This is a genomic window from Streptomyces sp. NPDC001381, assembly GCF_042895685.1.
Classification (GTDB): domain Bacteria; phylum Actinomycetota; class Actinomycetes; order Streptomycetales; family Streptomycetaceae; genus Streptomyces.
The window spans coordinates 919,893-945,795 of the sequence record NZ_JBIAWO010000002.1; the positions used below are offsets into that span (position 1 = coordinate 919,893).

19 protein-coding genes and 1 pseudogene are annotated in these 25,903 nt (G+C 73.8%); 8 read left to right on the forward strand and 12 right to left on the reverse strand.

Features of this window, described 5'->3' with window-relative positions:
- The first annotated feature begins 5 nt into the window (after positions 1 to 5).
- The 6 genes and pseudogenes from ACFY2L_RS11175 (at position 6) to ACFY2L_RS11200 (ending at position 8,648) form a co-directional block, all read left to right on the forward strand.
- Positions 6 to 911 carry an alpha/beta hydrolase gene (locus ACFY2L_RS11175; protein ID WP_390822099.1) on the forward strand — a complete coding sequence of 302 codons (906 nt, stop codon included), beginning with the start codon at positions 6 to 8 and terminating at the stop codon, positions 909 to 911.
- 177 nt (positions 912 to 1,088) lie between these two features.
- Entirely contained in the window at positions 1,089 to 4,199 is a 3,111-nt protein-coding gene (locus tag ACFY2L_RS11180) for a LuxR C-terminal-related transcriptional regulator (protein WP_390822100.1), read from the forward strand.
- A 108-nt stretch (positions 4,200 to 4,307) separates the two neighbouring features.
- Positions 4,308 to 5,645, forward strand: a complete 1,338-nt coding sequence (locus tag ACFY2L_RS11185) for a PucR family transcriptional regulator (RefSeq protein ID WP_390822101.1) — start codon at positions 4,308 to 4,310, stop codon at positions 5,643 to 5,645.
- Positions 5,646 to 5,946: 301 nt separating this feature from the next.
- Positions 5,947 to 6,357, forward strand: a pseudogene (locus ACFY2L_RS11190) (ABC transporter substrate-binding protein); the annotation flags it as partial.
- Between the two features lie 76 nt (positions 6,358 to 6,433).
- Positions 6,434 to 8,206, forward strand: coding sequence for an ABC transporter ATP-binding protein (locus tag ACFY2L_RS11195; RefSeq protein ID WP_390822102.1), 1,773 nt, complete (start codon positions 6,434 to 6,436; stop codon positions 8,204 to 8,206).
- 208 nt (positions 8,207 to 8,414) lie between these two features.
- Positions 8,415 to 8,648: a DUF5133 domain-containing protein gene (locus ACFY2L_RS11200; protein WP_390822103.1), complete on the forward strand. Its 234-nt coding sequence runs from the start codon at positions 8,415 to 8,417 to the stop codon at positions 8,646 to 8,648.
- A 53-nt stretch (positions 8,649 to 8,701) separates the two neighbouring features.
- Here the strand turns inward: ACFY2L_RS11200 and tgmB are convergent, their stop codons facing one another.
- The 7 genes from tgmB to ACFY2L_RS11235 form a co-directional block, all read right to left on the reverse strand.
- Positions 8,702 to 9,688 carry an ATP-grasp ribosomal peptide maturase gene (gene tgmB / locus ACFY2L_RS11205; protein ID WP_390656657.1) on the reverse strand — a complete coding sequence of 329 codons (987 nt, stop codon included), beginning with the start codon at positions 9,686 to 9,688 and terminating at the stop codon, positions 8,702 to 8,704.
- 16 nt (positions 9,689 to 9,704) lie between these two features.
- Positions 9,705 to 9,896 (reverse strand): putative ATP-grasp-modified RiPP, encoded by a 192-nt coding sequence (tgmA, locus tag ACFY2L_RS11210; RefSeq protein WP_133915973.1) that lies wholly within the window; start codon positions 9,894 to 9,896, stop codon positions 9,705 to 9,707.
- 202 nt (positions 9,897 to 10,098) lie between these two features.
- Positions 10,099 to 10,389, reverse strand: coding sequence for a DUF1232 domain-containing protein (locus ACFY2L_RS11215; RefSeq protein WP_390656658.1), 291 nt, complete (start codon positions 10,387 to 10,389; stop codon positions 10,099 to 10,101).
- A gap of 361 nt (positions 10,390 to 10,750) precedes the next feature.
- Positions 10,751 to 11,926: a hypothetical protein gene (locus tag ACFY2L_RS11220; RefSeq protein ID WP_390822104.1), complete on the reverse strand. Its 1,176-nt coding sequence runs from the start codon at positions 11,924 to 11,926 to the stop codon at positions 10,751 to 10,753.
- A gap of 658 nt (positions 11,927 to 12,584) precedes the next feature.
- Positions 12,585 to 13,814 carry a PP2C family protein-serine/threonine phosphatase gene (locus tag ACFY2L_RS11225; RefSeq protein ID WP_390822410.1) on the reverse strand — a complete coding sequence of 410 codons (1,230 nt, stop codon included), beginning with the start codon at positions 13,812 to 13,814 and terminating at the stop codon, positions 12,585 to 12,587.
- Between the two features lie 178 nt (positions 13,815 to 13,992).
- Positions 13,993 to 15,507, reverse strand: coding sequence for a glycerol kinase GlpK (glpK, locus tag ACFY2L_RS11230; RefSeq protein WP_390656660.1), 1,515 nt, complete (start codon positions 15,505 to 15,507; stop codon positions 13,993 to 13,995).
- Between the two features lie 37 nt (positions 15,508 to 15,544).
- Entirely contained in the window at positions 15,545 to 16,312 is a 768-nt protein-coding gene (locus ACFY2L_RS11235) for an IclR family transcriptional regulator (protein WP_390656661.1), read from the reverse strand.
- Positions 16,313 to 16,507: 195 nt separating this feature from the next.
- Here ACFY2L_RS11235 and ACFY2L_RS11240 point away from each other — a divergent pair, with 195 nt between their 5' ends.
- Positions 16,508 to 16,933, forward strand: coding sequence for an ATP-binding protein (locus tag ACFY2L_RS11240; protein ID WP_390656662.1), 426 nt, complete (start codon positions 16,508 to 16,510; stop codon positions 16,931 to 16,933).
- A 7-nt stretch (positions 16,934 to 16,940) separates the two neighbouring features.
- Here ACFY2L_RS11240 and ACFY2L_RS11245 read toward each other — a convergent pair whose 3' ends face one another.
- Positions 16,941 to 17,798 (reverse strand): DMT family transporter, encoded by an 858-nt coding sequence (locus tag ACFY2L_RS11245; protein ID WP_390822105.1) that lies wholly within the window; start codon positions 17,796 to 17,798, stop codon positions 16,941 to 16,943.
- A 302-nt stretch (positions 17,799 to 18,100) separates the two neighbouring features.
- Between ACFY2L_RS11245 and ACFY2L_RS11250 the strand changes: the two genes are divergently transcribed.
- On the forward strand, positions 18,101 to 18,793 hold the full coding sequence (locus tag ACFY2L_RS11250; RefSeq protein ID WP_390822106.1) for a response regulator: 693 nt from the start codon (positions 18,101 to 18,103) through the stop codon (positions 18,791 to 18,793).
- A gap of 61 nt (positions 18,794 to 18,854) precedes the next feature.
- On the opposite strand, the gene narI is transcribed toward ACFY2L_RS11250, so the two are convergent.
- The 4 genes from narI to ACFY2L_RS11270 are packed head-to-tail and all read right to left on the reverse strand — an operon-like array spanning position 18,855 to position 25,714.
- The gene (gene narI, locus ACFY2L_RS11255) at positions 18,855 to 19,640 is read right to left on the reverse strand and encodes a respiratory nitrate reductase subunit gamma (RefSeq protein WP_390822107.1); all 786 of its coding nucleotides are present in this window, start codon (positions 19,638 to 19,640) and stop codon (positions 18,855 to 18,857) included.
- Positions 19,637 to 20,458, reverse strand: coding sequence for a nitrate reductase molybdenum cofactor assembly chaperone (narJ, locus tag ACFY2L_RS11260; protein WP_390822108.1), 822 nt, complete (start codon positions 20,456 to 20,458; stop codon positions 19,637 to 19,639). The genes narI and narJ overlap by 4 nt, the downstream gene beginning before the upstream one ends.
- Positions 20,455 to 21,978, reverse strand: coding sequence for a nitrate reductase subunit beta (gene narH, locus ACFY2L_RS11265; RefSeq protein ID WP_390656667.1), 1,524 nt, complete (start codon positions 21,976 to 21,978; stop codon positions 20,455 to 20,457). Before narH ends, narJ begins: the two co-directional genes overlap by 4 nt.
- Position 21,979: 1 nt before the next feature.
- Entirely contained in the window at positions 21,980 to 25,714 is a 3,735-nt protein-coding gene (locus ACFY2L_RS11270; protein ID WP_390822109.1) for a nitrate reductase subunit alpha, read from the reverse strand.
- Positions 25,715 to 25,903 lie beyond the last annotated feature (189 nt).

A 25,903-nucleotide genomic window follows, 5' to 3' on the forward strand; every position in this document is an offset into this window, starting at 1 on the left:
TCGTCGTGCTGAAGCAAGCGCCCACCGGTACCCCCCACCGCAGGCCCGGCCGGCTCGCCGTCGTCGCGGCGACGATCGCCGCCGTCGTGGGTCTCACCCTCGACGGACCCGGCGCGCACGCCGCGGACAACCCCTACGAGCGCGGCCCGGCGCCCACCGAGGCGAGCGTCGAGGCGGCGCGCGGCCCCTACGCGGTCTCGCAGACCACCGTCTCCTCCCTGTCCGTCACCGGGTTCGGCGGCGGCACGATCTACTACCCGACCAGCACCGCCGACGGCACCTTCGGCGCGATCGCCGTGTCGCCCGGCTACACCGGCACCCAGTCCTCCATCTCCTGGCTGGGACCGCGACTGGCCTCCCAGGGCTTCGTCGTCTTCACCATCGACACGCTCACCACGCTGGACCAGCCCGACTCCCGCGGGCGGCAGTTGCTCGCCGCCCTGGACTACCTCACGCGGTCGAGCTCCGTCCGCGCACGCGTCGACGGCAGCCGGCTCGGCGTCATGGGCCACTCCATGGGCGGCGGCGGCAGTCTGGAGGCCGCCAAGAGCCGGCCGTCGCTGCAGGCCGCGATCCCGCTCACGCCCTGGAACCTCGACAAGACCTGGCCCGAGGTGGTGACCCCCACCCTGATCTTCGGCGCCGACGGCGACACGATCGCCCCCGTCGCCACCCACGCCGAGCCGTTCTACTCCACGCTGCCGTCCTCCCTGGACCGCGCCTATCTGGAGCTGAACAACGCCACCCACTTCACGCCCAACTCGTCGAACACGACGATCGCGAAGTACAGCATTTCGTGGCTGAAGCGCTTCATCGACAACGACACCCGCTACGAGCAGTTCCTGTGCCCGCTGCCGCAGCCGGGTCTGACCATCGAGGAGTACCGGGGCAACTGCCCGCACACCTCCTGAGCAGGGCCTGGTGGCCGTTGTGCCCGTGCCCGCGGCGCGGCGGCCGCCGTTGGGCAGCCGCACAAGGCACGTCCCGCCGGTCACCCGCGAAGCCCCAGGTGACGGGGGTCCCGCGGGGTCACGGCGGTACGGACACCCGGCTTCCACCCCTCGGCACGCCTCCGTAGCGTCGGCGGAATGACCGGACAGACGCCCGCCGCACCCGCCCGGCCCCGCCAGCCCGTGCCCCGCAGGTCCCATCCGGCCGGCGGGGCACGCGTGGTGACCGCCGAACCGGGCGGTGGACGCACGACGTTCCTGGAGCACGCGGCCCGCGCGTTCACCGCCGGGCCGGCGGTCCTGGTACGGGCGGACCCGGCGCGCGTGCCCGCCGTACCCCTGGCAGGTCTGCGCGCCCTGCTGGACACGCTGTCTCGGACCGTCGGCGAACCGGCCGCCGCAGCGCTGTCTCGGACCGTCGACGGACCGCCGGCCGCCGCGCCGCCGCGCCCCGGACCGCTGTTCCGAGGCCATCACCCCACCGGACCCGGCCCCGCCCCCGCCCCCGCCCCGGTACCCACCCCGACCCCCGCACCCGGTGCGGTGCTCCTCGACGCGCTGCACGAGGCGTCGGCCCGTTCCCCGCTGCTGGTCTGCGTCGACGACGCGCACCGGTGGGACGGCGCCTCCCGGGCCGCGCTCGGGTACGCAGCCGCCCGGCTGTGCCGGACAGGGCGCGTCGGTCTGCTGCTGAGCGTGGCCGGGTACCGGCCGGTCGCGCCGGAGTTCGCCGGCCTGCCGGTGACCAGGATCGAACCGCTGTCCCCGGCGGAGGCCACTGCCCTGCTGGACGAGACGACGGACCGGACCGTCGACCTCGCCGTGCGCGACCGCCTCGTGGACGCGGCCGAGGGCAACCCGGGCCTGCTGCTGGCCATGGTCCGGCGTCTGACCCCGGCCGAACTGCGCGGCCTGCGCCCGCTGACGCGCCCCCTCGCCGACGCCGAGGCCCTGACCGGCCTGTTCGGCGACCGTCCCGCCGGCCTGCCGCCCGTCTGGCGGGGGGCCCTGCCCCTGACGGTCGCCGCGGCCTTAAGGGACGGCGCTCCCGAGGACGCCCGGATCGACCTGGCGCTCGCCCTGCGGGCGGCGGGACGGCTCCTGGCGGACGGTCGCTTTCCGGCGGACCGCCCGCCGCCCGGCGCCGGGGAACCCCGCAGAGAAACGCTCCCCGAGGTCCTCAGCCTGGTCGACGGCCGGATCGGCTTCCACAGCGACCTGCTGTGCCGCGCCGTGTACGCGGAGGCGGGGCCCGCGGGGCGGCGCGCGGCGCACCGCGCGCTGGCCGAGGCCCAGGCGGCGGACCACGGCGGCCCGGCCGTGCGCACGCTGCTGCACCGGGCGCGATCCGCTGCCCCGCCGTGGCCGGGGGCGGCGGCGGAACTGGCCGAGGCCGCGGCCGACCCGACCGGCGCCCCCTCCAGAAGCCTGCGCTGCGCGGCGTACGCCCAGGCCGCCGGACTGACCGGGCGCGGCGCGTCGCGCGCGGAGCGCTTCACGGAGGCCGCCGAACAGGCCCTGCTCGGCGGGCGCCCGCACCGCGCCCTGGGGCTCCTCGACGCGGCCCGGCACAGTGCCGGGCCCGCGCCGTCCCCGGCGCTGCGGGGCCGCATCGAGCTGCTGCGCGGCACCACGGTCCTGTACGACGGACCGGTCGACGAGGCCCAGGCGTCCCTCCTGCTCGCCGCCGACCTGCTGTCCGCCACCCTCCCCGCGCAGGCCGAGCGAGCGGCCCTGGCCGCGTCGGACGCGGCCTGGACGGCGGGCGACGTCCAGGGCTGCCTGCGGGCCCTGCGCCACGACGCCCCGCCCACGACGACAGCCACGCCGCGTCCCGCCGCACCCACGGCCCTCGTCGCGGCCGTCCGGCCCCCCGGCGCGACGCCTGCCCAGCCGAGCGCCCCACGGTCTCACGAGGCGGCCGCCGCCCCGGACGCCATGGCCGCCGACCGGGGCAGTGCCCCGGACGCCGCGGCCGACGACCCGGGTACTGCCCCGCTCTCCGGCGCCGTGGCCACCGAGCCGGGCGCTGCCCCGCCCCCGGGTGACTACCGCATCGGCGTGCTGGCGTTGCTCGAAGGTGATCACGGTCGGGCCGGCTGGGCTCTGCGGCGGCAGGTGGTGGAGGCGGAGGGGAGCGACGAGCCGGAGCGGATCCTGCGGGCGGCGGCCTGTGCGCTGCTGCTCGGCGACCTCGGCGGCGCCCGTCGGGCCGGGGCGCGGGCCCTGGCGGCCGCCCGCGAGAGCGGCACCGTCTCGGCCGTGGCCCGGGCCCGCGAGTACCTCGCCTACGCCGAACTGCGCGCCGGACGGCACGCGGTGGCCCGTGTCCACGCCGAGGAGGGGCTGCGGGCCGCGCACCGGACCGGACAGCGCAACGCGGCCGCCCACCACCGGGCCCTGCTCGCCCTGGCCGCCTCGATCGAGGGCGACCCCGAGGAGGTCGAAGCCCACGCGACGGCCGCGCTGACCACCGCACGGCGGCACGGCCTGGCCCAGGCGGCGACCCTCGCCGAGTGGGCGGCGGCCCGCGCCGACCTGGCGCGCGGACGCCCCCGGGAGGCCGCGGACCGGCTCGGCCCCCTGGTGGGCCGGGGCCCGGGCCGCGGGCACTTCGCGGTGTGGATGTTCGCCGTACCGTGCTTCGTGGAGGCCGCCGCGTCCGTGGGCAGGGGCGAGGGTGCCGCCGCGGCCGTCCAGGACTTCGCCCGGTGGGCCGGTCTGGGCGCCGACCCCCAGGCGCCCGCCCAGTTGCTGCGCTGCCGTGCCCTGCTGGCCCCGGCGGACCGGGCCGACGCCCTGTACCGGTCGGCGCTCGCCGCGCACGACGTGGCGGGCGGTGACTTCGAGCGCGCCCGCACCGCCCTGCTGTACGGCAAGTGGCTGCGGCGCAGGCGCCGGCTGCGCGAGGCACGTGACCGTCTCGGCTCGGCCCTGATGGGGTTCGAGCGCTGCGGGGCCCGTGCCTGGGCGGAGCAGGCCCGCGCCGAGCTGCGCGCCAACGGGGTGTCCCCGGGCGGCGCGCCCCGGACCGGGGGACTGTCCGGACTGACCCCGCAGCAGCAGCGGATCGCCCGGTGCGTCGCGGAGGGCGCCACCAACCGGGAGGTCGCCCTCACCCTGTCGGTCAGCACCCGCACGGTCGACTACCACCTGCGGAAAGTCTTCGCCGCGCTGGGCGTGCGTTCGCGGGTGGAACTGGTGCGGATGGTCGAGCAGTCGGGTGGGCTCGGCAGGGGAGAGCGCTGATCAGACGGAAAAGAACCGCTGCAGACCTCTAGGGACCGACCGGGCGGTATGTCATCCTGCGGGACAGGGTGAGGGGGACGCGGGACACCTAGCCGGAGGAGGACCGGGATGCAGCGCGCCGTACGGACACGAACCGCGTTCCGGCCCGCGCCGGCCCCGCCGCCCGCGCCCGCGACGACCGGGAGGCGGCCGCGTCCACGGCGCGTGCGGTCGCTGATCGACGCCGACGCCCTCCAGGTCCTGCATCGCGCCACCCGGACCCTCCTGGCGGATCTGCCCGGTCTCACCGACCGGCTGGTCGCCACGCTCCAGGACGAGGAACCCGCCTACCGCGCGGCCATGGCCGACGACCCGGCCGCGACCTGGCAGGAGGTGCACCGCTCGCTGCGGCACAGCGTCTCCTCGCTGCTCGACCCGCGCGGCAGCCGGGACGCGGCGCGCCGGTGCTCGTGGAAGATCGGCGCGACCCGGGCGGAACAGGGGCTGCCGCTGGACACGCTGCTGCACGCGTTCCGGCTGGGCGGGTCGCTGGTCTGGCAGGGCCTGGTCGAGGAGACCTCCCGCTCCGCGCCGGAGGACGTACGCCTGCTCGTGCACGTCGCCGCCGACGTGTGGAACTTCGTCGACGAGCACTGCACCCTCGTCGCGGACGCCTACCGGCAGGTCGAGCGGCAACTGGCGTGGCGGCGCGAGAACCGGCAGCGGCTGCTGGCCGCCGCCCTCCTCGACGGCACCAGCCGTATCGCGGACCTGCCGGAGACCGCGCACGCGCTCGACCTCCCCGAGAGGGGCCGCTACGCCGTCGTGGCGGTGACGGGCGGCTGCCCCTCGGACGCGGCGGGGGCGCGCGCCGCTCTCACCCGGGGCCTGCGCGTGTACTGGCACACGGGCGTGGAGGTCGACTACGGCATCGTCCTGCTGGGCGCGGCCGACGCCGCCGACGCCGCCGCGGCGGACGCCGGGGGCGACCGGGACGGCGACGGCCTCGGGCCCGGAACGGCCGGCGGCGACGTCGCCGGCAGCGCCCGGGCCGGAGTGAGCACGTCCGTGTCGGGCCTGGCCGCGGTCGGTGACGCGCGGCGGCTCGCGGACACCGCGCTGGCCATGTGCCCGCAGAGCGGCGGCACCATCCGGCTGACCGAACACCTGCCGGCCGCCCTGGTGGTCTCCGCCCCGGAACTGGGCGCGGCCCTCGTCGACCGGGCGCTCGGTCTGCTCGGCGCGCTGGAACCCGCCGACGAGGCCGTGCTGCTGGACACCCTGGCCACCTGGCTGGCCTGCGACGGTTCCGCCCAGCGGGCGGGGGAGCGGCTGTACTGCCACCGCAACACCGTCCTCAACCGCCTGCGCCGCTACGAGCAGCTGACCGGCCGTTCCCTCTCCCGCCCCACCGACCTGGTGGAAATCACCCTCGCCCTGACCGCCCGAGGCCTACGAACCCACTGAACCCCACCCCGGGGCACAGCCGCGCGCGGACCGGGGGGCGGGCCCCGGCCGTGGGCAGCCCCACATCCCGGGACGCCTGTTCCGCCGGAGTCCCACCACCTGCCCCGCCCGTCCCTCACCTCGGCTACGCCCCCACAGCCCAAGCCCGCGCCCCGGCGCCTGCCCGGCCCGGCGGTGTCCCAGGCCTGCCCCGCCGGGCCCAGCCTCCAGCGCTACGGCCTGGGTCCGGCCCGCCGTCCCGACCGGCGTCGTCCTGCGCCCGCTCGGCTGACGGTCCGCCTGCCTGGCCCGGCCAGCCTCGCCTCCCGCCCTGACGGCCATGCTCCATGTGGTCAGCGCCGCGCCCGCGGTCGGCTCGGACCTGCCGGGTGTGCGGCGGATGGGGGCCGCGTACGGCGAGAAGTACCCCGGCTCGCCGGTGGACTCCGGTGTGCTGTCCGGCTACAACGCTGCCCGGCTGCTGGGCGCCGACCTGGCGAATGCCTGCGCCGCGGGCAGCCTGGAGCGGGCGGACGTGGTGAAGGCGCACCGCTCCACCGAGAACGCCGACACCGGGCTCGGCACCCCGCAGGACTTCTCCGACGTCTCCCGTCCTGCGGCCCTGTCGACGTACGTCCTCAAGCCCGACGCGAAGGCGGTCGGCGGTCTGGTGGGCGTGGAGGACGCGCACCGGGCGCCGGGGGTGACGGAGTACCTCGCGAGCCGCTCCTGACGCGAGCGGGTGTACTTCCCGGGGAACGGGGGAGAAAGCGCTTGCCGTCCCTGGGAAGTCAGGAGGACCCCCGTCCATGGCGTCGTCGTACGAACGCCCGCTCGACCACCGCTACCGCGGCGAACACCCCGTCCGCACCCTCGCCTACCTCCTGCGCGCCGACCGCCGCAGCCTGGCCGGCGCGGCGGTCGTCTTCACCGTCAAGCACAGCCCGATCTGGCTGCTGCCGCTGATCACCGCCTCCGTCATCGACACCGTCGTCCAGCACCGGCCGATCGGCCGGCTCTGGACCAGCACCGCCGTCATCCTGTTCATCCTGCTGGTCAACTACCCCCTGCACCTGCTCTACGTCCGCCTGCTGTACGGCAGCGTCCGCCGTATGGGAACCACCCTGCGTTCCGCGCTGTGCACCCGGATGCAGCAGCTGTCCATCGGCTATCACTCCCGGGTCAGCGCGGGCGTGCTCCAGGCCAAGGTGGTGCGGGACGTCGAGACCGTGGAGCAGATGGTTCAGCAGACCGCGGAACAGGGGCTCGGCGCGCTCACCGTGCTCACCGGCGGCCTGGTCGTCATCGCCGTGCGCACCCCGGAGTTCGTGCCCGTGTTCCTCGTCGTCGTGCCCGCCGCGGCCCTGCTGGTGGACCGTCTGCGGGCCCGGCTGCGCGCCCACAACGAGCACTTCCGGCACGAGGTGGAGACCCTCTCCTCCCGGGTCACCGAGATGACCCGGCTGATCCCGGTCACCCGTGCCCACGGTCTCGAGAGCAAGGCACTGCGCCGCATGGACGGCACCCTGCACCGGCTGCTCACCTCCGGCATGCGCCTGGACCTGCTCAACGGCCGCTTCGGCTCGCTGGCCTGGGTCCTGCTCAACGTCATCGGCGTCCTCGTCCTCACCGGCGCCGCACTCGTCTCGTACTACGGCGTCTGGGGTGTCACCCCCGGTGACGTCGTGATGCTCAGCGCGTTCCTGACCACGCTCACCAACTCCACCACCACACTCACCGGCCTCGCCCCGGTGATCGCCAGGGGCCTGGAGTCGGTCCGTTCGGTCGGCGAGGTCCTCCAGGCACCCGAGCTGGAGGACAACGAGGGCAAGGCCGAACTCTCCGCCCTGCACGGCGCGGTGACCTTCGAGCGCGTCGGGTACGCCTACGACGACGGCGGCGCCGCGGCGGTGCGCGACTTCACCCTGTCCGTCACGCCCGGCGAGACGGTCGCGCTCGTCGGAGCGTCCGGCGCGGGCAAGTCCACCGTCCTCGGCCTCGTGATCGGGTTCATCCGGCCGACCTCGGGCCGGCTGCTGCTCGACGGCACCGACATGAACACCCTCGACCTGCGCACCTACCGGCGGTTCGTGTCGGTCGTGCCGCAGGAGTCGATCCTGTTCGACGGCACCGTACGGGACAACGTCGCCTACGGCATGGAGGACGAGGCCGACGAGGAACAGGTCCGCGCGGCCCTGCGGGACGCCAACGCGCTGGAGTTCGTGGAGCGGCTGCCGGACGGCCTGGACACGCTCCTCGGCGAGCGCGGGGCCCGGCTGTCGGGCGGGCAGAAACAGCGGCTGGCCATCGCCCGCGCCCTGATCCGCGACCCCAGGGTGCTCGTCCTCGACGAGGCGACGTCCGCCCTCGACACCCGCTCGGAGGCACTCGTCCAGCAGGCCCTCGCCCGGCTGCTGCGCGGCCGCACCACCTTCGTGGTGGCGCACCGGCTGTCCACCGTGCGGGGAGCCGACCGGATCGTCGTGATGGGGGAGGGGCGGATCCTGGAGACCGGCACGCACGAGGAGCTCCTGCACCGCGGCGGTGCCTACACGGACCTGCACGCCGGACAGGTGGCGTGACGCGGAACGCGACGCGCAAGGAGGGGACCGGGGCGGGGGCGTGACGCGGAAGGAGGGGCTCGCGTGACTCCGCGTGCGCGCCCGCGTTACGTACGGCACGAACCCGCGTGGCGCGATCGTGCCCCCAAAGGGTGAGCCGTGTGCTCCATGCGCATGATTCGCCCAGGTCCGGGCACACGCAGCGCAACAACCGTAGAGAGGGGCGCTCGTGATCGTTCCGGACCCGAAGGTCGCCAGGACGTTGCTGACCCGGTACGCGACGCTGAGGATCGCTCAGGCCGAGCAGGAGAGGCCGGAGACGGCCTGGGAGCTGCGTGACGTGACCTACACGCTCTGTGTGCTGATGGGCACGTCCGACGTCCAGGAGGCGCTCGCCGCGGCGGACGCCCTGCTCGACTCCCGCCCCGAGGCGACCGGCAGGGGGCTGTCGCTCGCCGTCTGAGCGGTCACCGGCGGGGCCGGAGCCCCCACCGGGTCCGGCCGCGCCGCTCGGCCTCAGGAGGCCGCCGAGCCGCAGCAGTCGGCCTGCCGGGGGCCGGACTTCGGGGACGGGCCGGCCAGCCACTCCGCGATGGTGCGGGCGATCGGCTGGCCGGTGTCCACCTCCACGAACCCGAACTGCCCCGACTGGTTGCACTCCAGGAACCACCAGGTCCCGTCCGAGTCCTCCGCGAAGTCGAAGGCGCCGTAGGCCAGTTCCGCCTCGCGCAGATACCTGCGCACGGCCTCGGCGAGGCGCGGCGGGACGTCGGCGGGGCGCCACGGCGTGCCGGCCGGCGCGAACCGTACGTCCACCACGTCGGGGTCGGCGCCCGGAGCCGTGTCCTTGCGGGCCGCCAGGATCCTCTCGCCCACCGCGGTCAGCCGGATGTCCGCCCGCTTGGCGATCCTGCGCTGCAGCAGGGTCGGACCGTAGGCGACGGCCGCGAAGTCGGCGCCGGGCGGGACCCGGGTGGTGGGCACCGCACGGGGCGGGTCCTGCGGATGTGCCCCGGACACCGGCTTGACCACCAGGTCCGGGTAGCGCTCGGCGAAGTCCCGCGCGGCCTGCGGGAAGGTCGTGATGAGGGTGGCGGGTACGGGCAGCCCGCTGCGCTGGGCGAGCCGCAGCTGCCATGGCTTGTGCCGGGCGCGCCGGGACGCGTCCGGATGGTTCATCCAGCGCGCTCCGGTGCTCCGGAGCATGCCATAGAGCGCCTGCGAGGCCTCTTCCGTGAGCCATGCGGACGGCTCGGCCGCCCGCGCCGCGGCGGAGCCCGGCCGGCGGACCCACACGGACCGCAGTCCGTCCAGGCTCACCAGCCGGCCCGCCGAGGACAGATGGCCCCGGAAGGCACCGTGGACGTACTCGCCGGACAGGGCGACGGTGCTGGTCAGATCGGCCGGGTCGAACCGGACGACCGGGACGCCCGCGGCGTTCAGGTGCACGACCACCATGTCCGCCGTGACGTCCTCTTCGCAGGTCAGGATGAGCACGGTCATCTTGCGCGGCCCGTGCTCAGTCGTCGAAGTGGGTCTTGGAACCCGCGGTGGAGGTGGTGGTCCCCAGTTCTCTGAGCAGGGCGTGGTCACGAGCGGCGACACGGCCGTCGAGGAGTACGTTCAACTGCAGTCCGGGGTCATAGGCGTACGGAGTTACGAACTCCAACTCCGCCGCAGGGCGTGCGTAGTTGAGCGCGAACGGTTGCATGTTCTCTCCCTCGTCGGTACTGCCTCGATCAAGCGGTGCCGCTGTGCGACGTCACTCGGGCCCGCTCTGTGGTGCGACCTTCAGTCACTTATACGAATCGAACGGGTGGTTGGTTTCCTTACTCTCCGTGATCATCGGCGAGTCGGGACCCCAACAGGGCGCGGAGCAGGGGAGATGGGCCGAGCGGGAGGTGAAAACGTCTTCAGGCACGGTCGGTTGGGATCCCCGCGCGCTCGGGGGCGCGACGCAGGGAGCGCAGGGCGAGCAGCAGAACGCCGATGTCGTCGAGGTAGACCGGGTCGGGCAGGAGGTCGGCCGGGAGCACGAAGTACAGGACCGCACCCCAGAACACCCAGCGCGAGCCGGTGGGGAGGCCGGCGCGTCTGAGGTCCCGACGTGCCCTTATGAGCCGCACGAGGACCGCTGCGGCGCACGCCAGGAGGGCCGCGGCCAGTATCGCGGCGACCGTGACGAGCGTGGTGGTCGTGTCCACGGGCCCTCCCTCCGGGGTCCGTCGCGCGGCGCGCTGCCCTTGTTTTCGAATTCCCCGATTTCGGTTCCCGAATTCCCCGTTTCCCGCAGGATTACCTCAACGGGGGAGGCGGTTTCCGGCCGTTCCCCGAGGGGCGGGCGAGCGCGCCGGTTCCCTGTCCGGTGGCGGAGTGTAACTTTGGTCACATCCCGCACCGGGGGCGGGACGCGCCGGCTGACGCCGGGTCAGTGACCGGGCCGGTGAACGGACACGGCCCGACACCCGAACCCTGCTCGGGCAGCGGACCCTGACGGCCCGTCGGCCGGGCGGACGGCCCACGCGGGCCCCGCGCACCGCTCGGTCCCAGGAGGCCCGCCACCCACTAGCGGTCGGTCGCCGCCACGCCGTCGCCCGGGCCCGGGTCCCTGTTCTCGTCCCGTGGGTGTTCCGTCGCCGCCGCCGGGCGCAGACCCATGGTGGTCTCCTTGAGCCGCTCCAGGGTCCGGCCCAGCTGCTGGAAGGGCGAGCCGCTCTTCCTCACCGGCTGCTGCCGCTGCGGCTCACCGGCCTCCGCCGCCGCCTCACGGTAGGCGGCCAGCGCCTCGTGGGCCTGCTCGGCCGCCTCCCGGTACAGGTCCCGGGACTGCGTCATCGCCTCCAGGGCCTCCTTGTACATGGCGACCAGCTCGCGCTCCCGGGCGAGTTCCTCCTCCAGGGTCAGCAGCTGCCACTTCTCCCGGAGCAGGGTGAGCGCGGCGTCGCCGCCCTCCGGCAGCTGTGCGGGCAGCGCGGCGTACCGCCGTACCGCGTCCAGCACCTCGGTGGGATGCGACCCGTCCAGGAACACGCTGCGCACGGAGAAGTCCCCGGCGGCGTAGCCGTCCGGGGCGGGGCTGCCGGGCAGCACCAGCGCGCCGCCGCGCGGCACCTCGGCCCCGAAGTCCTTGAGGGCCCAGTTCACCGTGCGCAGCTGGTGCGGCGCCGCCCGGTGCTCCACCACCCGGTGGTGCAGGCCCGGCGGCAGCAGCGGGACCAGGGAACGCCGGCCCCGCTCGTCCGGGGTCATGGCCTCGTGGACCACGACATCGATGGTCCAGGTGTCACGCAGGGCTCCCCGGAGCGTGCGGCGCAGGTCCTTGTCGTCGGCCGGCAGCGGGTTGACGTCCAGGAACCGCAGGCCGGTCACGGTCTCATGGCCCCACGCGCTGTCCGTCTCCCACGGCCAGAACATCTCGGCGGGCGACGGCCACCGCGGGTCCCAGGGCCGCTCCGCCTCCGCCACCAGCGTCCACTCCTGCCCCCGGCCCGACCACTCCGCCAGCTTCAGCCGGGCGCGCACGGTCACGTCCTCGGGCACCTGCCAGCGGGCCTCGAAGGCCGACTCGCCCTCGGCGGTCTCGGTGTCGGGCAGCTCCCTGAAGTCATGGAGGGTCCCGCTGTCCTTGAGCGCCTGGAGGTGCGCGCGCAGCACATCCGGCGCGGCGGGGCCGGTGTGGCGGCCACGGCCGAGCCAGACCGTGGAGGGCGTGGTGGGCGGGGCGGTGGCGGAGATGAGCATGAGTCCGTTCATGAGGGAGGGACGAGGGTGGTATGCGAGGCCAGTATCGCGCGCCGCGAGGTGTGCTTGATCACGCGGGGCCGGGGCCGACCTGCCCACGGGGGCGGGTCTCACCCGGTTCAGGTGCGCCTTCCCCACCGCGCGGGCCGTCACGCGTGGCGCGGGGACATTCGTACGGGGTGTGCGCGCAGCGCGCGGCGTGCGCGCCGTTCACCACGGTCGGCGCCGGCGCACCCGTGGGCATGCGCCGCCACGCCCCCGAGAATCGACCGGGTGGCAGGGCTCGCCCACCATCCGCGTCGGGGCGAGCCCTGCCCGCGCGCTGTCCCGCGCGTCCCGGCGCCGCGCGGGTGGCCACGCCCGCCGGTCGCGGCGGCCCGGAGGACCGCGCCTTCCACGGCCGGTCGCCATCGTGCTGTTCGTCGGCTTCGGCAGCGTCTTCGCCGCATGGTCGGCCGGCCGGCCGGATCGTGCCGATGGCGGCCGGCCGGGAGGCGTCCAGGTCGTGCGGGGGCACGTCGGTGGCGCGTCCTTCGCCGCGGTCGCCCAGCAGTGCCCGGTGGACCGCGGGACCCGGGAGTGCTGGTGGTCACCTTCTTCGCCCGCGGGTTCATCGCCGACGCCACCAAGGGGGCCCTGCGCTGACGACGGCGAGGGGTCAGAGCCGGAGGGTGATCAGAGCGGTGTCGTCGGTGTTGCCGGTGGGCGGCAGCAGGTCGGTGAGCAGGGCGTCGGCCAGCGGCTCGGGGCCGGACCTCCCGTGGCGGGCGAGGGACGCGGCGAGGCGGTCCAGACCGGTGTCGATGTCCTCGCCCCGGCGCTCGATCAGGCCGTCGGTGTACAGCACGAGAGTGGCGCCCTCGGCGAAGGAGGCGCGGGCCTGAGGCCGGGGAAGGTGCTCGGGGCGGGCCGCGAGCGGCGGGTCGGTGGCCTGGTCGAGGAAGGTGACGGTGCCGTCCGGGTGCAGCAGCGCCGGGGGCGGGTGGCCGGCGCTGCTGTAGGTGATGGTGCGCTCGTCCCAGTCGATGAAGGTCGCCAGCACGGTGGTCGACTCCGCGCCCGCGACGGAGCGGGCGTACAGGCCGAGGGCGTCCAGAGCCCGGGCGGGACCGTCGGCGACCCGGCAGGCCGCGCTCAGCGCGCTGCGCAGCTGCCCCATGACGCCGGCGGCGGCGAGGCCGTGGCCGACGACGTCGCCGACCGCGACGGCGAGGTTCCCGCCGGGCAGGTCGGCGAGGTCGTACCAGTCGCCGCACACGTTCAGCGCGCCGATGGCGGGCCGGTAGCGCACGGCCGCCGCGTGCCGGCCGTCCAGGTCCGGTGCGGGCAGCATCGCCGCCTGCAGGGACAGGGCGACCTCGCGTTCGTGGGCGTGCGCCCGGCGCAGCCGGTCGTTGACCTCCTGCAGTTCCCGGGCGCGGGTGTACAGCTCGGCCTCCAGGACGCGGGCCCGGCTGTCGTCGTCCCGGCCGCCGAAGGCGCGGATGAGTTCGGTGATCTCCTCCACCCGGTGCACGATCAGGGCCACCTGGCCGTCAGGGCCGAGGACGGGCGCGTTGACCGGGCTCCAGTAGTGCTCCTGCCAGCGGCCCGGACGGTCCGGGTCCTCGATGTCGTACCGGACCAGCGCCATCGTGTCGCGCTCGCCGGTGGCCACCGTACGGAGCATCGACGCCTCGGTCTCCCGCCTGCCGGCCGCGGCCGGGTCGTTCGGGTTCTCCGGGAAGACGTCGAAGATGTAGCGGCCCAGCAACTGCTCCCTGGTGCGCCGGGTCAGCCGCAGGAAGTCGTCGTTGGCGTCCGCGTACTCAAGGGCGGGGGTGAGCAGTGCCACCATGCCGGGCAGGGCCCGGAAGACCGCCGCGTAGTCGATCTGCGGGTTCCTCATGTCCTGCCCGTCTGCCTCGCGCCGCGCCTGAGTGTGCCTCTCCACGATAGGAGGGTGCGGTCCCGGCGTCCGCTCGAAGCCGCGTCCCGGCGTACGGAGCCGTACGCACGAACCGCGGCCGCCGGCGGACGGCCCGGCGACCGCGCCGCCCTCCGCCGCCTGCTCCCCCCGCGCCGGCTCACGGCGGCCTCGGCGGGGTGACCCACCCCAGGGAGCGCTCGACGGCCCGCTGCCAGTTGGCGTACTCCGACTCCCGCCGCTCGGCGTCCATGTCCGGCAGCCACTGGGCCGCCCGGTGCCAGTTGCGGCGCAGGACCTCCAGGTCGGGCCAGTAGCCCGAGGCGAGCCCGGCGGCGTAGGCGGCGCCCAGGGAGACCGTCTCGGCGACCATGGGCCGTACCACCGGCACGTCGAGGACATCGGCGACGAACTGCATCAGCAGGTTGTCCGCCGTCATGCCCCCGTCCACCTTCAGCTGTTTCAGCGCCACCGACGAGTCGGCGTTCATGGCGTCGACGACCTCCCGCGTCTGCCAGCCGGTGGCCTCCAGGACGGCGCGGGCCAGATGCCCCTTGGTGATGTACGAGGTGAGGCCGACCATGACACCGCGCGCGTCGCTGCGCCAGTGCGGTGCGAACAGACCGGAGAAGGCGGGCACGATGTAGCACCCGCCGTTGTCCTCGACCGTCCGGGCGAGCGTCTCGATCTCCGGCGCGCTGCTGATCAGCCCCAGACGGTCACGGAACCACTGCACCAGCGAGCCGGTGACGGCGATCGAGCCCTCCAGGGCGTAGACCGGTGCCTGGTCCCCGATCTTGTAGGCGACGGTGGTGAGGAGGCCGTGCCGGGACCGCACGACATCGGCCCCCGTGTTGAGCAGCAGGAAGCTGCCCGTCCCGTACGTGCACTTCGCGTCGCCGGGCGAGAAGCACGTCTGGCCGAACAGCGCGGCCTGCTGGTCGCCGAGGGCGGCGGTGATGCGGACGCCCGGGAGGACCGAGCGGGCGGCACCGTAGTGCTCGGCGGAGGACCTGATCTCGGGCAGCATGGGACGCGGCACCCCGAAGAACTCCAGCAGCTCCTCGTCCCAGGCGAGGGTGCGGATGTTCATCAGCATGGTGCGGCTGGCGTTGGTGGCGTCGGTGATGTGCAGCCCGCCGTCCGGGCCCCCGGTCAGGTTCCAGATCAGCCAGCTCTCCATCGTGCCGCACAGCACCTCGCCGCCCTCGGCGCGCTGCCGGAGACCGGGGACCTGGTCGAACAGCCAGCGGATCCGCAGGGCCGAGAAGTAGGTCGACGGGGGCAGACCGCACCGCTCGAGGAAGAACTCCTCGCCGGGGTCCGCGCTGAGCGCCGTGACGAGGGGTTCCGTGCGGGTGTCCTGCCACACGATCGCCCGGCCCAGGGGAACGCCCGTGCGCCGGTCCCAGAGCACCGTCGTCTCCCGCTGGTTGGCGATGCCGATCGCGGCGATCTCCTCCGCGCCGACACCGGCACCGGAGAGCGCCTCGGGCACGACGCGCCGCAGGTTGCGCCAGATCTCGACCGCGTCGTGCTCGACCCAGCCGGGCCGCGGGAAGTGCTGCTGGTGCTCCCGCTGGGCGACCGCCACCAGCCGCCCGTGGTGGTCGAAGAGAATGCATCGGGTGGAGTTGGTGCCCTGGTCGATGGACATCACATACCGTTCGACCATGATCGCGTCTCCTTCCGACGTCTCGGGCGGGGCGGGGTCACCAGCGGGTCGCGCCCAGGTCTCTGGAGATCGCCCGTGCGGCCTCGCGCAGCAGGTTGACCAGGGTCGACCGGGGGTGCCCCTTGCTGTCGCAGATCCGCTCGATCTGGCCGGACAGGCCGATCGCGCCGACCACCAGGCCGCCGTGGCCGCGGATGGGTGAGGCGACCCCGGCCTCCCCCATGCTCATCTCCTGGACCTCGCCGGCCCACCCGCGCTCCCGGACCTCGGCCAGCGCGCGGTTGAGCTGGTGCCGGTCGACCAGGGTGTGCCGGGTGTACGCCTCCAGCCCCGACTCCAGGGCCGACTCGACGGGCGCCGTGCCGAAGGCGAGCAGGACCTTGCCGAGCGAGGAGGCGTGCAGCGGCAGCAGGGAACCGACCTCGAGGGTCTGGAACGTGTCGTCCGGCCGGAACACGTGGTGGACGACGAGGACCTTGCCCTCCAGCGGGGTGCCCAGACGGACCGCCTCCCCGCTGCGGGCGGCGAGGGCGTCGGCCCAGTTGATGGACCGCGAGCGCAGCTCGTTGACGTCGAGGTAGCTGGTGCCGAGATGCAGCAGGGCCGCCCCGAGCTGGTATTTTCCGGTGGCCGCGTCCTGCTCCACGAAGTCCACGTGCTGGAGGGTGCGCAGGATGCCGTGGGCGGTGCCCTTCGCCAGCCCCAGCGAGGCCGCCACCTCGCCGAGCCCGAGACGGCGGGGCCCTCCGGCGAGCAGACGCAGGATCGCCGCCGCCCGTTCGATCGACTGGACCGGGCCGGTCATGAGGCGAGCCTATTACCGCTGCGAGGGGTTCGCTCCATGTGCGCCCTGACCTGCGATCACTCACGGGCGCGACGCGTTCGGTAATGCCGACCACGATTCGTTGACCCGCACCCCCGGGCTCCCTAACGTGCTTCAAGGTCCGGCATTCGCGCTGCGGCCCGGCATCGGCCGACAGCATTCACCGGAGGAGAGAAGATGGCGGTACAGCTCGGCATACTGCCCCGGGAGACAGTGGAACACGTGTGTCCGCTGCCGCCCGTCCCCGGGGCCGTCGCAGCCGTACGCCGACGCGTCGGGGCGGTCCTCGCCGACTGGCAGGTGTCCGAGGACATCGTCGACGACTCCCTCCTGGTGGTGTCGGAGCTGCTCACCAACGCGATCGTCCACGCCCTGCCCCCGGCGGAGCTGCGGCTGTCCTGGGCTTGCGGCGACGGCCGGGGCACCCTGCGGGTCGAGGTCACCGACGCGGGACCCGCGCTGGTGCCCGGTCAGTCACGTGCGGGCATCGACCCCGACGAGCACGGCCGGGGCGAGCTGATCGTCCAGGCGCTCGCCACCCGGCACGGCAGGCGCGTCCACTCCGGCGGCGTCACCCGGTGGGCGGACCTCGTGGCCGCCTGAGCCGGCCTCACCGCACGACGTCGACGAGATGGGGCACCACCCGGGTGAGCCGGAGCACGCCCCCCAGGATCAGAAGCGCGCCGATCGCCTCCGGCACCAGCCACCAGCCCGTGCGGACGCTCTCCTCGAACAGCGCGACCCCCAGCACGAGGCTCACCGACGCGTCACCGATGGTCAGCGCGGGCTGCGAGGCGGCCAGCGGGCCGGCCTGGAGCGCGTTCTCCAGCAGCAGGAGCGACGCGACGCCGGTGAGGGCGAACCCGTAGGTCTGCCAGGTGGTGAGGAAGGCGGGCAGCCCGGCGTCGGCGAGGCGTCCCGTGGCCGACTTCATGAGCGCGGCGGTCAGCGCGTTGCCGACCGCCGCGGCCGCCGCCAGGGTGGCGGCGCGCAGCAGCGGCGAGGACGAGGAGCACGCGAGGACGACGGCCGCGGCCATCGCACCCAGGGTCAGCGCCAGGACCGGAACCCACCGGTCCATCGGCGCCTGGACCCGGGTCCCGGACGGGTCGGCCGAGGCCAGGAGCAGCGCGAGTCCGGCCAGCACCACCGCGACCGCCCGCCAGCCGTCGGCCGACAGCCCGTGGTGCATCAGCGGCACGGCGACGAGCAGGGCGAACGGCAGCTCCAGAATGAACAGGGGCTGGACCAGCGCCATGGGTCCGTTGACCAGAGCCAGGGCCTGGCACACCGCGGCGCCCACCACACCGGCGATGCCGATCGCCCAGGCGGGCCGCCGCACGAGGGCGAGCAGCAGGCGGATGCCGCCGCCACGCGGCACCGTGGAGGCGGCCTTGCGCTGGAACGCCGTGCCCACGGCGTTGCTGGCGGCCCCCAGGACGGCGAAGAGGACGGCGAGCATCATCACCCGACATGCTCCCGGACGCGATCTCCCGGCGCACCGGCGACACCGCCGACCGAGTGCCACACCCCCGACGCCACCTCGGTCGCCGACGACCGGCCAGCCGTACCCACCGGGCGGGCCGGGCGGGCCGGGGGACGGGATGGGGGCGGGGTGGTGTGGGGGAAAATATGGTCGGCCCTGGCCCTTTGGCTTGCGATCACGCAGGATCGGCGGTGAGCGGCAACCGGTGGCGCCCCGTGGGGGCGGTCCGGTCGCAAGAGCTCGGACGGCACAGACGAAGACGGCAAAGTAGAAGGAGTCCCCACATGGCGGACGGCGAGCGCTCCGGATCCGACAACCCGATCCGGGTGTTCCTCATGGACGACCACGAGGTCGTACGGCGGGGGGTGCGCGACCTGCTGAACGACGAGCCGGACATCACGGTCGTCGGCGAGGCGGGCACGGTGGCGCAGGCCCTCGTGCGCGTTCCCGCGCTGCGCCCGCAGGTGGCGGTGCTCGACGTCCGGCTGCCGGACGGCGACGGGGTGACCGTCTGCCGGGAGCTGCGCTCCCAGATGCCGGAGCTGGCCTGCCTGATGCTGACCTCGTTCGACGACGAGGAGGCGCTGCTCGACTCGATCATGGCCGGCGCCTCGGGTTATGTGCTGAAGCAGATCCAGGGCTCGGACCTGGTGTCCGCGGTCCGCGCCGTCGCCGCCGGGCAGTCGCTGCTCGACCCCAGTGCCACCGCCCGGCTGATGGCCCGCCTGCGGCAGGGCCAGGAGCCGGAGCCCGAGCCGGACGCCCTGCCGGGTCTGACGGACCGGGAGCGGGAGATCCTTGCCCTGATCGGCGAGGGGCTGACCAACCGCCAGATCGGGCAGCGGCTCTACCTCGCGGAGAAGACCGTGAAGAACCACATCTCCCGGCTGCTGGCCAAGCTGGGTGTGGAACGGCGCATCCAGGCCGCGGTCATCGCGACCCAGGCCCAGGACCGGCTCCAGCAGAAGGAGAACTGAGCCCAGGGCCACGCGGAGCCCTGCCGGGCGGGACGTCCCGCCCGGCAGGGCTCCGCGTGGCTCATGCGGCTCGCCGGGAGCCGGAGGCGGGGCGCCCGGGCCGGCGCGGCCCCGCCGGGGCGGCGGCCGGCGCGGGCCGCCTGCGATAGACCAGGTAGGGCCGGGCGAGGTAGCCGACCGGGACGCTCCACACGTGCACCAGCCGGGTGAACGGCCAGGCCGCGAAGAGGAGGCAGGCGGTCAGGGCGTGGAGCTGGAACAGCAGGGGTGCGTCGGCGATCGCCTCGGGCCGCGGCTGCAGGACGAACAGACCGCGGAACCAGACGGAGACGGTGGAGCGGTAGTCGTAGCCGGGGCCGAAGACGTTGTGGGCGGCGGTGGCGGTGATGCCCAGCAGGACGGTGGCGGACAGCAGCGGGAAGAGCAGCTTGTCGCTGCGGTCGGTGCCGAGGCGGATCCGGCGGGTCAGCAGACGGCGGGCGCACAGCATGCCCAGCCCGGAGACCATCGCGACGCCGGCCACCGAGCCCGCCCAGACGGCCGTGGTGTGGTAGGCGTGCTCGGAGATCCCCGCGGCCTCGGTCCACGAGGCGGGCACGGCGAGGCCCACCACGTGCCCGGCGATCACCATGAAGGCGCCCAGGTGGAACAGCGGGCTGCCCCAGCGCAGCCAGCGGTGTTCGAGGAGCTGGGTGGTGCGCGAGGTCCAGCCGAACTGGTCCTGGCGGTAGCGCCACACGTGCCCGACGGCGAACACGGCGAGACAGATGTAGGGGACGGCGACCCACAGCAGGAGGTCGGCGCCGCTCGTGGAGGCGGCCGCGAGGGGGAGGGCTGCGGCGTTCATCGGGGACCTTCCGTACGGCTGGTCGGGGCGGGGGACACTCGGGTCGGCGGGGCGGGCATCGGGGGTACGAAGGTGCCCGGCGGCGCGAACTCGCCGTCGCCGTAGGTCCCGTACGGGTCGAGACCGACCTCCTCGTTGGGCGGGCCCTCGGCGACGAGCCGGGCCACCGCCGCACGGTCCGCCTCGGTGGGCGGCGGCAGCAGGGTGAGCAGGGCGGCGAGCACATGCCGGTAGGGGGAGTCGGCGTCGGTCAGGGCGCGGTGGATGAGTTCCAGTCCGCGCCGGTGCTGGCGCAGCGGCGCCTCGCCGCCGCCCGGGCCCGCCAGAGCGGCGAACTCCAGGACGACCGGGAGGTGGTCGGGCAGCTCGCTGCCGTCGGTGTCCCAGCCGGCGGCCCGGTAGCGCTGGTTCAGGGTGAGCAGGGCCATGCCCCGCCGGCGGGTGTCGCCGTGCAGGTAGTAGGTGAGGTAGAGGCTGCTCTTGCGGCGCAGGTCGAACATCTCGACGTAGTGCCGTTCGAGCGTGTCGGTGTCCTGCGCGGTGAGCCAGGCGGCGAAGGCGGTGAGGTGTCCGGCGGCGGGCGAGGGCGGCAGCGCCTCGATCGCCGCCGCCAGCTCCGGGCGGGCGGCGGTGAGTTCGGCGTCCGGGTACTGCAGCAGCAGTGAGCACATCCGCAGCAGCAGGACGCGTGCCTCGCTCTCCTCGGGGGTGAGGCGGGACGGACGGCGCACGGCGGCCCGGACGCGGGCGCGCACGAGTGCGGGAATCGACGGGGGTCCCCCCGGGCGTTCGGTGCTGGGGGCGGGCAGCGGACTCACGAGTGGCCTCCGGCGGTGTTGCGGCGCAGCGTGGGGATGCCGAGCATCACCTTGCGGTCGGACGGTTCCCCGGCGGACTCCACCGGGCAGCGGTTCTCCATCGCGGTGAGCGCTGCCGCGTCCTCCTTGTGCGCGGCCGGGACGACGTAGCGGTCGGCGTACTTGGCGACGGCGAGCAGCCGGTGCATGTCCTCCGCCTCACGGACGGTGAGCCCCACCGCCTTGAGCACCGCCTCGTCGCCGGTTTCGCCGAGGGTGCGTTCGCGCATGTACGAGCGCAGCGCGGTGAGCTTCATCAGAACCCCGGCGACGACGTCGGTGTCCCCGGCGGTGAACAGCTCCGCCAGGTACTCCAGCGGGATGCGCAGCCGGGTGACGGCGGCGAAGACATGGTCGGGGTCGTCCTGGTCGCCTCCCGCGGCGTCGACGGCGTCGAGGACGGGCGAGAGCGGCGGGACGTACCAGACCATGGGCAGGGTGCGGTACTCCGGGTGCAGCGGCAGCGCCACCTTGTACCGGGAGACCAGGTCGTACACGGGGGAGCGGCGGGCGGCGTCCAGCCAGTCCTCGGGGATGCCCGACTCCCGTGCCGCCGCGCGCACCTCGGGGTCGTGCGGGTCGAGGAACACCCCGCGCTGGGCGTCGAGCAGGTCGCGCTCGTCCGGGGTGGCGGCTGCCTCGCCGACGCGGTCGGCGTCGTACAGCAGCAGGCCGAGGTAGCGCAGCCGGCCGACGCAGGTCTCGGAGCAGACGGTGGGCTGGCCCGCCTCGATGCGCGGGAAGCAGAACGTGCACTTCTCGGCCTTGCCGGTGGCGTGGTTGACGTACACCTTCTTGTACGGGCACGCCGTCACGCACATCCGCCAGCCCCGGCAGCGGTCCTGGTCGACGAGGACGATGCCGTCCTCGACCCGCTTGTACATCGCGCCGGACGGACACGCCGACACACAGGCCGGGTTGAGGCAGTGCTCGCACAGCCGGGGCAGGTGGAAGAGGAAGGTCTGCTCGAACTCGAACTTCACCTTCTCGGCCCACTCACCGGTCAGGTTGGGGTCGCCGCCGGCGTTCTCGGGCGCGCCGCCGAGGCCGTCCTCCCAGTTGGCGCCCCAGGTGATGGCGGTGGGCTTCCCGGTGAGGACCGAGCGCGGGCGGGCCACGGGCATGTCCGGGCCGGCCGGGGCGTTGACGAGGTTGTCGTAGTCGTACGTCACCGGCTCGTAGTAGTCCTCGATGCCCGGCAGGTCCGGGTTGGAGAACAGCGACAGCAGCCGCTTGACGCGCCCGCCGGAGCGCAGGACCAGCCGTCCGCGCTTGTCGAGCATCCAGCCGCCCTTCCAGCGCTCCTGGTCCTCGTAGCGGCGGGGGTAGCCGACACCTGGCTTGGTCTCCACGTTGTTGAACCAGGCGTACTCGACGCCCGTCCGGTTGGTCCACGTCTGCTTGCAGGTGACGGAGCAGGTGTGGCAGCCGATGCACTTGTCGAGGTTCATCACCATCGCGATCTGGGCCATCACGCGCATCTCAGTACTCCACTTCCTGCGCGCGACGGCGGATGACCGTGACCTCGTCGCGCTGGTTGCCGGTCGGGCCGTAGTAGTTGAAGGCGTAGGTGAACTGGGCGTAGCCGCCGGCGAGATGGGTGGGCTTGAGCAGCAGCCGGGTGAGCGAGTTGTGGATGCCGCCGCGCTTTCCGCTGACCTCGGTCTTCGGCACGTTCACGTTGCGGTCCTGGGCGTGGTACATGTACACCGTGCCCTCCGGCATACGGTGGGTGACGACGGCCCGGGCGGCGACGACGCCGTTGCGGTTGTACGCCTCGATCCACTCGTTGTCCTTCACGCCGATCTTCTCGGCGTCGGCGGTGGACATCCAGATCGTCGGACCGCCCCGGGACAGGTCGAGCATGTACTTGTTGTCCTGGTAGTTCGAGTGGATGGACCACTTGGAGTGCGGGGTCAGATAGCGGACCGTGACCTCGGCCCGGCCGCCCTCGTGCAGGTGCTCGTCGCCGTAGTGCCTGGGCGTGTTCAACGGAGGCCGGTACACGGGGAGTTGTTCACCGAGCTCGGTCATCCAGTCGTGCTGCACGAAGAAGTGCTGGCGGCCGGTGAGCGTGTGCCAGGGCTTGCGGTGCTCCACGTTGATGACGAACGGCGAGTAGCGGCGCCCGCCGGTCTCCGAGCCGGACCACTCGTACGAGGTCATCACCGCGCGCGGCTGGGTGCGCGTGTCGGCGAAGGTGATCCGCTCCGCCTCCCGTTCGGCGGCGAGCTCCACCAGCCCCTCGCTGCCGGTCCGCCGCTCCAGCTCGCGGAAACCCTCGGTGGCCAGACGGCCGTTGGTGGTGCCGGACAGGGCCAGGATCGCCTCGCACATGTCACTCGCGGTGGCGAGCGAGGGCCGGCCGGCGGCGATCCCCTCGCGGACGGTGCCGTTGCGGTGCCGCAGGTCGTCCAGCTCCTTGTCGGGGTGGACGGTGACGCCCTTCGTGGTGGTGCCCAGCGTGTCCAGCAGCGGGCCGACGGCACGCATCTTCTGGGCGATCGCGCCGTAGTCCCGTTCGATCGTGACCAGCTTCGGCATCGTCCGCCCCGGAACCGGCTCGCACTCACCGGTCTTCCAGTCCCGCACCACCCCGCCGGGCTGGGCGAGTTCGTCGGGGGTGTCGTGCAGCAGCGGCACCGCGAGGACGTCCGTGCGGGTACCGAGGTGCTCGGCACCCAGCTCGCTGAACCGGTCGGCGATGGTGAGGAACGTGTCGTAGTCGGTGCGGGCCTGCCAGGGCGGGGCGATGGCGGGGGTGAAGGCGTGCACGAAGGGGTGCATGTCCGTGCTGGACAGGTCGTCCTTCTCGTACCAGGTCGCGGCCGGCAGGACGACGTCGGACAGCAGCCCGGTCGAGGTCATCCGGAAGTCCATCGTGACCAGCAGGTCGAGCTTGCCCTCGGGCGCCTCGTCCCGCCACACCACGTCCTTCGGACGCGCCTCGGGCGGGGTCTCCTCGGAGCGGACCGCCGCGTCGGTGCCCAGCAGGTGCCGCAGGAAGTACTCGTTGCCCTTGCCGGACGAGCCGAGCAGGTTGGCCCGCCAGACGGTCAGCACCCGCGGGAAGTTGGCCGGGTCGTCGGGGTCCTCGGCGGCGAACCGCAGCCGCCCCGACTTCAGCTCCTCGACGATGTGCTCGGCGACCGGCCGGCCGACGGCCGCGGCCTCGTCCGTGAGGTCGAGGGGGTTGCGGTTGAAGCCGGGGTGACCGGGCGTCCAGCCCAGCCGCACGGCCTGCGCCAGACAGTCGGCGAACCCCTTGCCCCGGAACCGTCCCTCGCCGAGCGGTGACGCCAGCTCGTCGGGACCGAACGCCTCGTAGCGCCACTGGTCGGAGTTCAGGTACCAGTAGGAGGTGCCCGCCATGTGCCGGGTGGGCCGCTGCCAGTCGAAGGCGAAGGACAGGTGCTGCTGCCCGGTGACCGGGCGGACCTTCTCCTGGCCGACGTAGTGCGCCCAGCCGCCGCCGTTGACGCCCTGGCAGCCGGTCATCGTGAGCAGCGCCAGGAAGGCGCGGTAGATGGTGTCGGAGTGGAACCAGTGGTTGGTCCCGGCACCGAGGGCGATCATGGAACGGCCGTTGGTGCGCTCGGCGTTGCGGGCGAACTCCCGCGCGATCCGCGCCGCCTGCTCGGCCGGCACGGAGGTGACCGTCTCCTGCCAGGCCGGGGTGTACGGCTCCGAGGCGTCCTCGTACGACGACGGCCAGGTACCCGGGAGCCCCGGCCGCCGCACGCCGTACTGCGCCAGCATCAGGTCGAAGACCGTGGTGACGAGGTGCCCGCCGATCCGGCGGACGGGCACGCCGCGCACCATGACCGAGCCGCCCTCCGTGGCGCCCTCGTCGAACCGGGGCAGCGCCACGGGCACCGTCTCCTCGGCCCGCTCCAGCAGGCTCAGTTCGGGCTCCACCTCGCCCAGGTCGAGATTCCAGCGGCCTCGCCCGGCCTCCCCCCACCGGAAGCCGAGCGAGCCGCCGGGGACCACCGGTTCACCGGTGGCCCGGTCCAGAAGGACTGTCTTGAACTCCTCGTTCTCCCCGGTCTCCCCGGTCTCCGCGTTCTCCCCGGTCTCCCCGGCACGGCCGAGGTCGGCGGCGGTCAGGAATCCGCCCGGGACGAGGCCGTGGGCGCCCTCCCGCAGGGTGATCAGGAAGGGGGCGTCCGTGAACGTGCTCAAGTAGTCCCGGAAATAGGGCACTTCGCGGTCGACGAGGAACTCGCGCAGGATGACGTGGCCCATGGCCATCGCCAGCGCGCCGTCCGTGCCCGGGTGCGGAGCCAGCCATTCGTCCGCGTGCTTGACGTTGTCGGCGTAGTCGGGGCTGACAGCCACGATCTTGGTGCCGTTGTAACGGGTCTCGGTGAGGAAGTGCGCGTCAGGGGTGCGGGTCACGGGGATGTTGGACCCCCACATGATCAGATAGCCCGCGTTCCACCAGTCCGCCGCCTCCGGTACGTCGGTCTGGTCGCCGAAGACCTGCGGCGAGGCGATCGGCAGGTCGGCGTACCAGTCGTAGAAGGACAGCAGGGTGCCGCCGATCAGCGAGGTGAAGCGGGCACCCGCCGCGAAGGAGGCCATGGACATGGCCGGGATCGGGGAGAACCCGGCGACACGGTCGGGGCCGTAGGCCTTGACCGTGTGCACCTGGGCGGCCGCGATCAGCTCGCTGACCTCGTCCCAGTCGGCCCGCACCAGGCCGCCCTTGCCCCGGGCCCGCTTGTAGGCGCGGGCCTTGGCCGGATCGCCGGTGATCTCGGCCCAGGCCGCCACCGGGTCACCGAGCCGCCGCCGCGCCTCGCGCCACAGCTTCAGCAGCGCGCCGCGCACATACGGGTAGCGGACCCGGCTCGGGGAGTACGTGTACCAGGAGAACGAAGCACCGCGTGGGCAGCCGCGCGGCTCGTACTCGGGGCAGTCGGTGCCGATCGACGGGTAGTCGGTGGCCTGGTGCTCCCAGGTGATGATGCCGTCCTTGACGTACACCATCCACGAGCAGGAGCCCGTGCAGTTCACGCCGTGGGTGGAGCGCACCACCTTGTCGTGGGCCCAGCGGTCCCGGTAGAAGCCCTCCCACCGGGGGTCACCCTCGCCGAACACGGCGCGTCCGTCGGCCGACACCTCACGGCGGGTCAGCAACCTGCGGGCGGCCAGCGGCCAGCCCTCACCGGACCGCGGCGTCCGGCGCCGTGCGTTCTGATCGTTCTCCATGCCCAGGAACGCTAGGGGGCGCGGACCTCGCCGTACCTGGGCCCGGCGGTCCCTCCCGGACCGCCCTCCGGCCCCATCCGGACGGCCGCGACCGGGACCAATGGTCCCGGTGGTCGGGCCCGGTCGGCCAGGCGACCGGGGGCCCCGGACGTGCATGCTGACATCGATCGATCCGCACCACGCACATCT

What these genes read in the sequence shown, in the direction of transcription:
- ACFY2L_RS11180 (WP_390822100.1), top strand. Translation starts at nt 1,089, where the DNA reads ATGACCGGACAGACGCCCGCCGCACCCGCCCGGCCCCGCCAGCCCGTG.
- ACFY2L_RS11185 (WP_390822101.1), top strand. Translation starts at nt 4,308, where the DNA reads ATGCAGCGCGCCGTACGGACACGAACCGCGTTCCGGCCCGCGCCGGCC.
- ACFY2L_RS11195 (WP_390822102.1), top strand. Translation starts at nt 6,434, where the DNA reads ATGGCGTCGTCGTACGAACGCCCGCTCGACCACCGCTACCGCGGCGAA.
- tgmB (WP_390656657.1), bottom strand. Translation starts at nt 9,688, where the DNA reads ATGACCGTGCTCATCCTGACCTGCGAAGAGGACGTCACGGCGGACATG.
- tgmA (WP_133915973.1), bottom strand. Translation starts at nt 9,896, where the DNA reads ATGCAACCGTTCGCGCTCAACTACGCACGCCCTGCGGCGGAGTTGGAG.
- ACFY2L_RS11220 (WP_390822104.1), bottom strand. Translation starts at nt 11,926, where the DNA reads ATGCTCATCTCCGCCACCGCCCCGCCCACCACGCCCTCCACGGTCTGG.
- ACFY2L_RS11225 (WP_390822410.1), bottom strand. Translation starts at nt 13,814, where the DNA reads ATGAGGAACCCGCAGATCGACTACGCGGCGGTCTTCCGGGCCCTGCCC.
- glpK (WP_390656660.1), bottom strand. Translation starts at nt 15,507, where the DNA reads ATGGTCGAACGGTATGTGATGTCCATCGACCAGGGCACCAACTCCACC.
- ACFY2L_RS11235 (WP_390656661.1), bottom strand. Translation starts at nt 16,312, where the DNA reads ATGACCGGCCCGGTCCAGTCGATCGAACGGGCGGCGGCGATCCTGCGT.
- ACFY2L_RS11240 (WP_390656662.1), top strand. Translation starts at nt 16,508, where the DNA reads ATGGCGGTACAGCTCGGCATACTGCCCCGGGAGACAGTGGAACACGTG.
- ACFY2L_RS11250 (WP_390822106.1), top strand. Translation starts at nt 18,101, where the DNA reads ATGGCGGACGGCGAGCGCTCCGGATCCGACAACCCGATCCGGGTGTTC.
- narI (WP_390822107.1), bottom strand. Translation starts at nt 19,640, where the DNA reads ATGAACGCCGCAGCCCTCCCCCTCGCGGCCGCCTCCACGAGCGGCGCC.
- narH (WP_390656667.1), bottom strand. Translation starts at nt 21,978, where the DNA reads ATGCGCGTGATGGCCCAGATCGCGATGGTGATGAACCTCGACAAGTGC.
- ACFY2L_RS11270 (WP_390822109.1), bottom strand. Translation starts at nt 25,714, where the DNA reads ATGGAGAACGATCAGAACGCACGGCGCCGGACGCCGCGGTCCGGTGAG.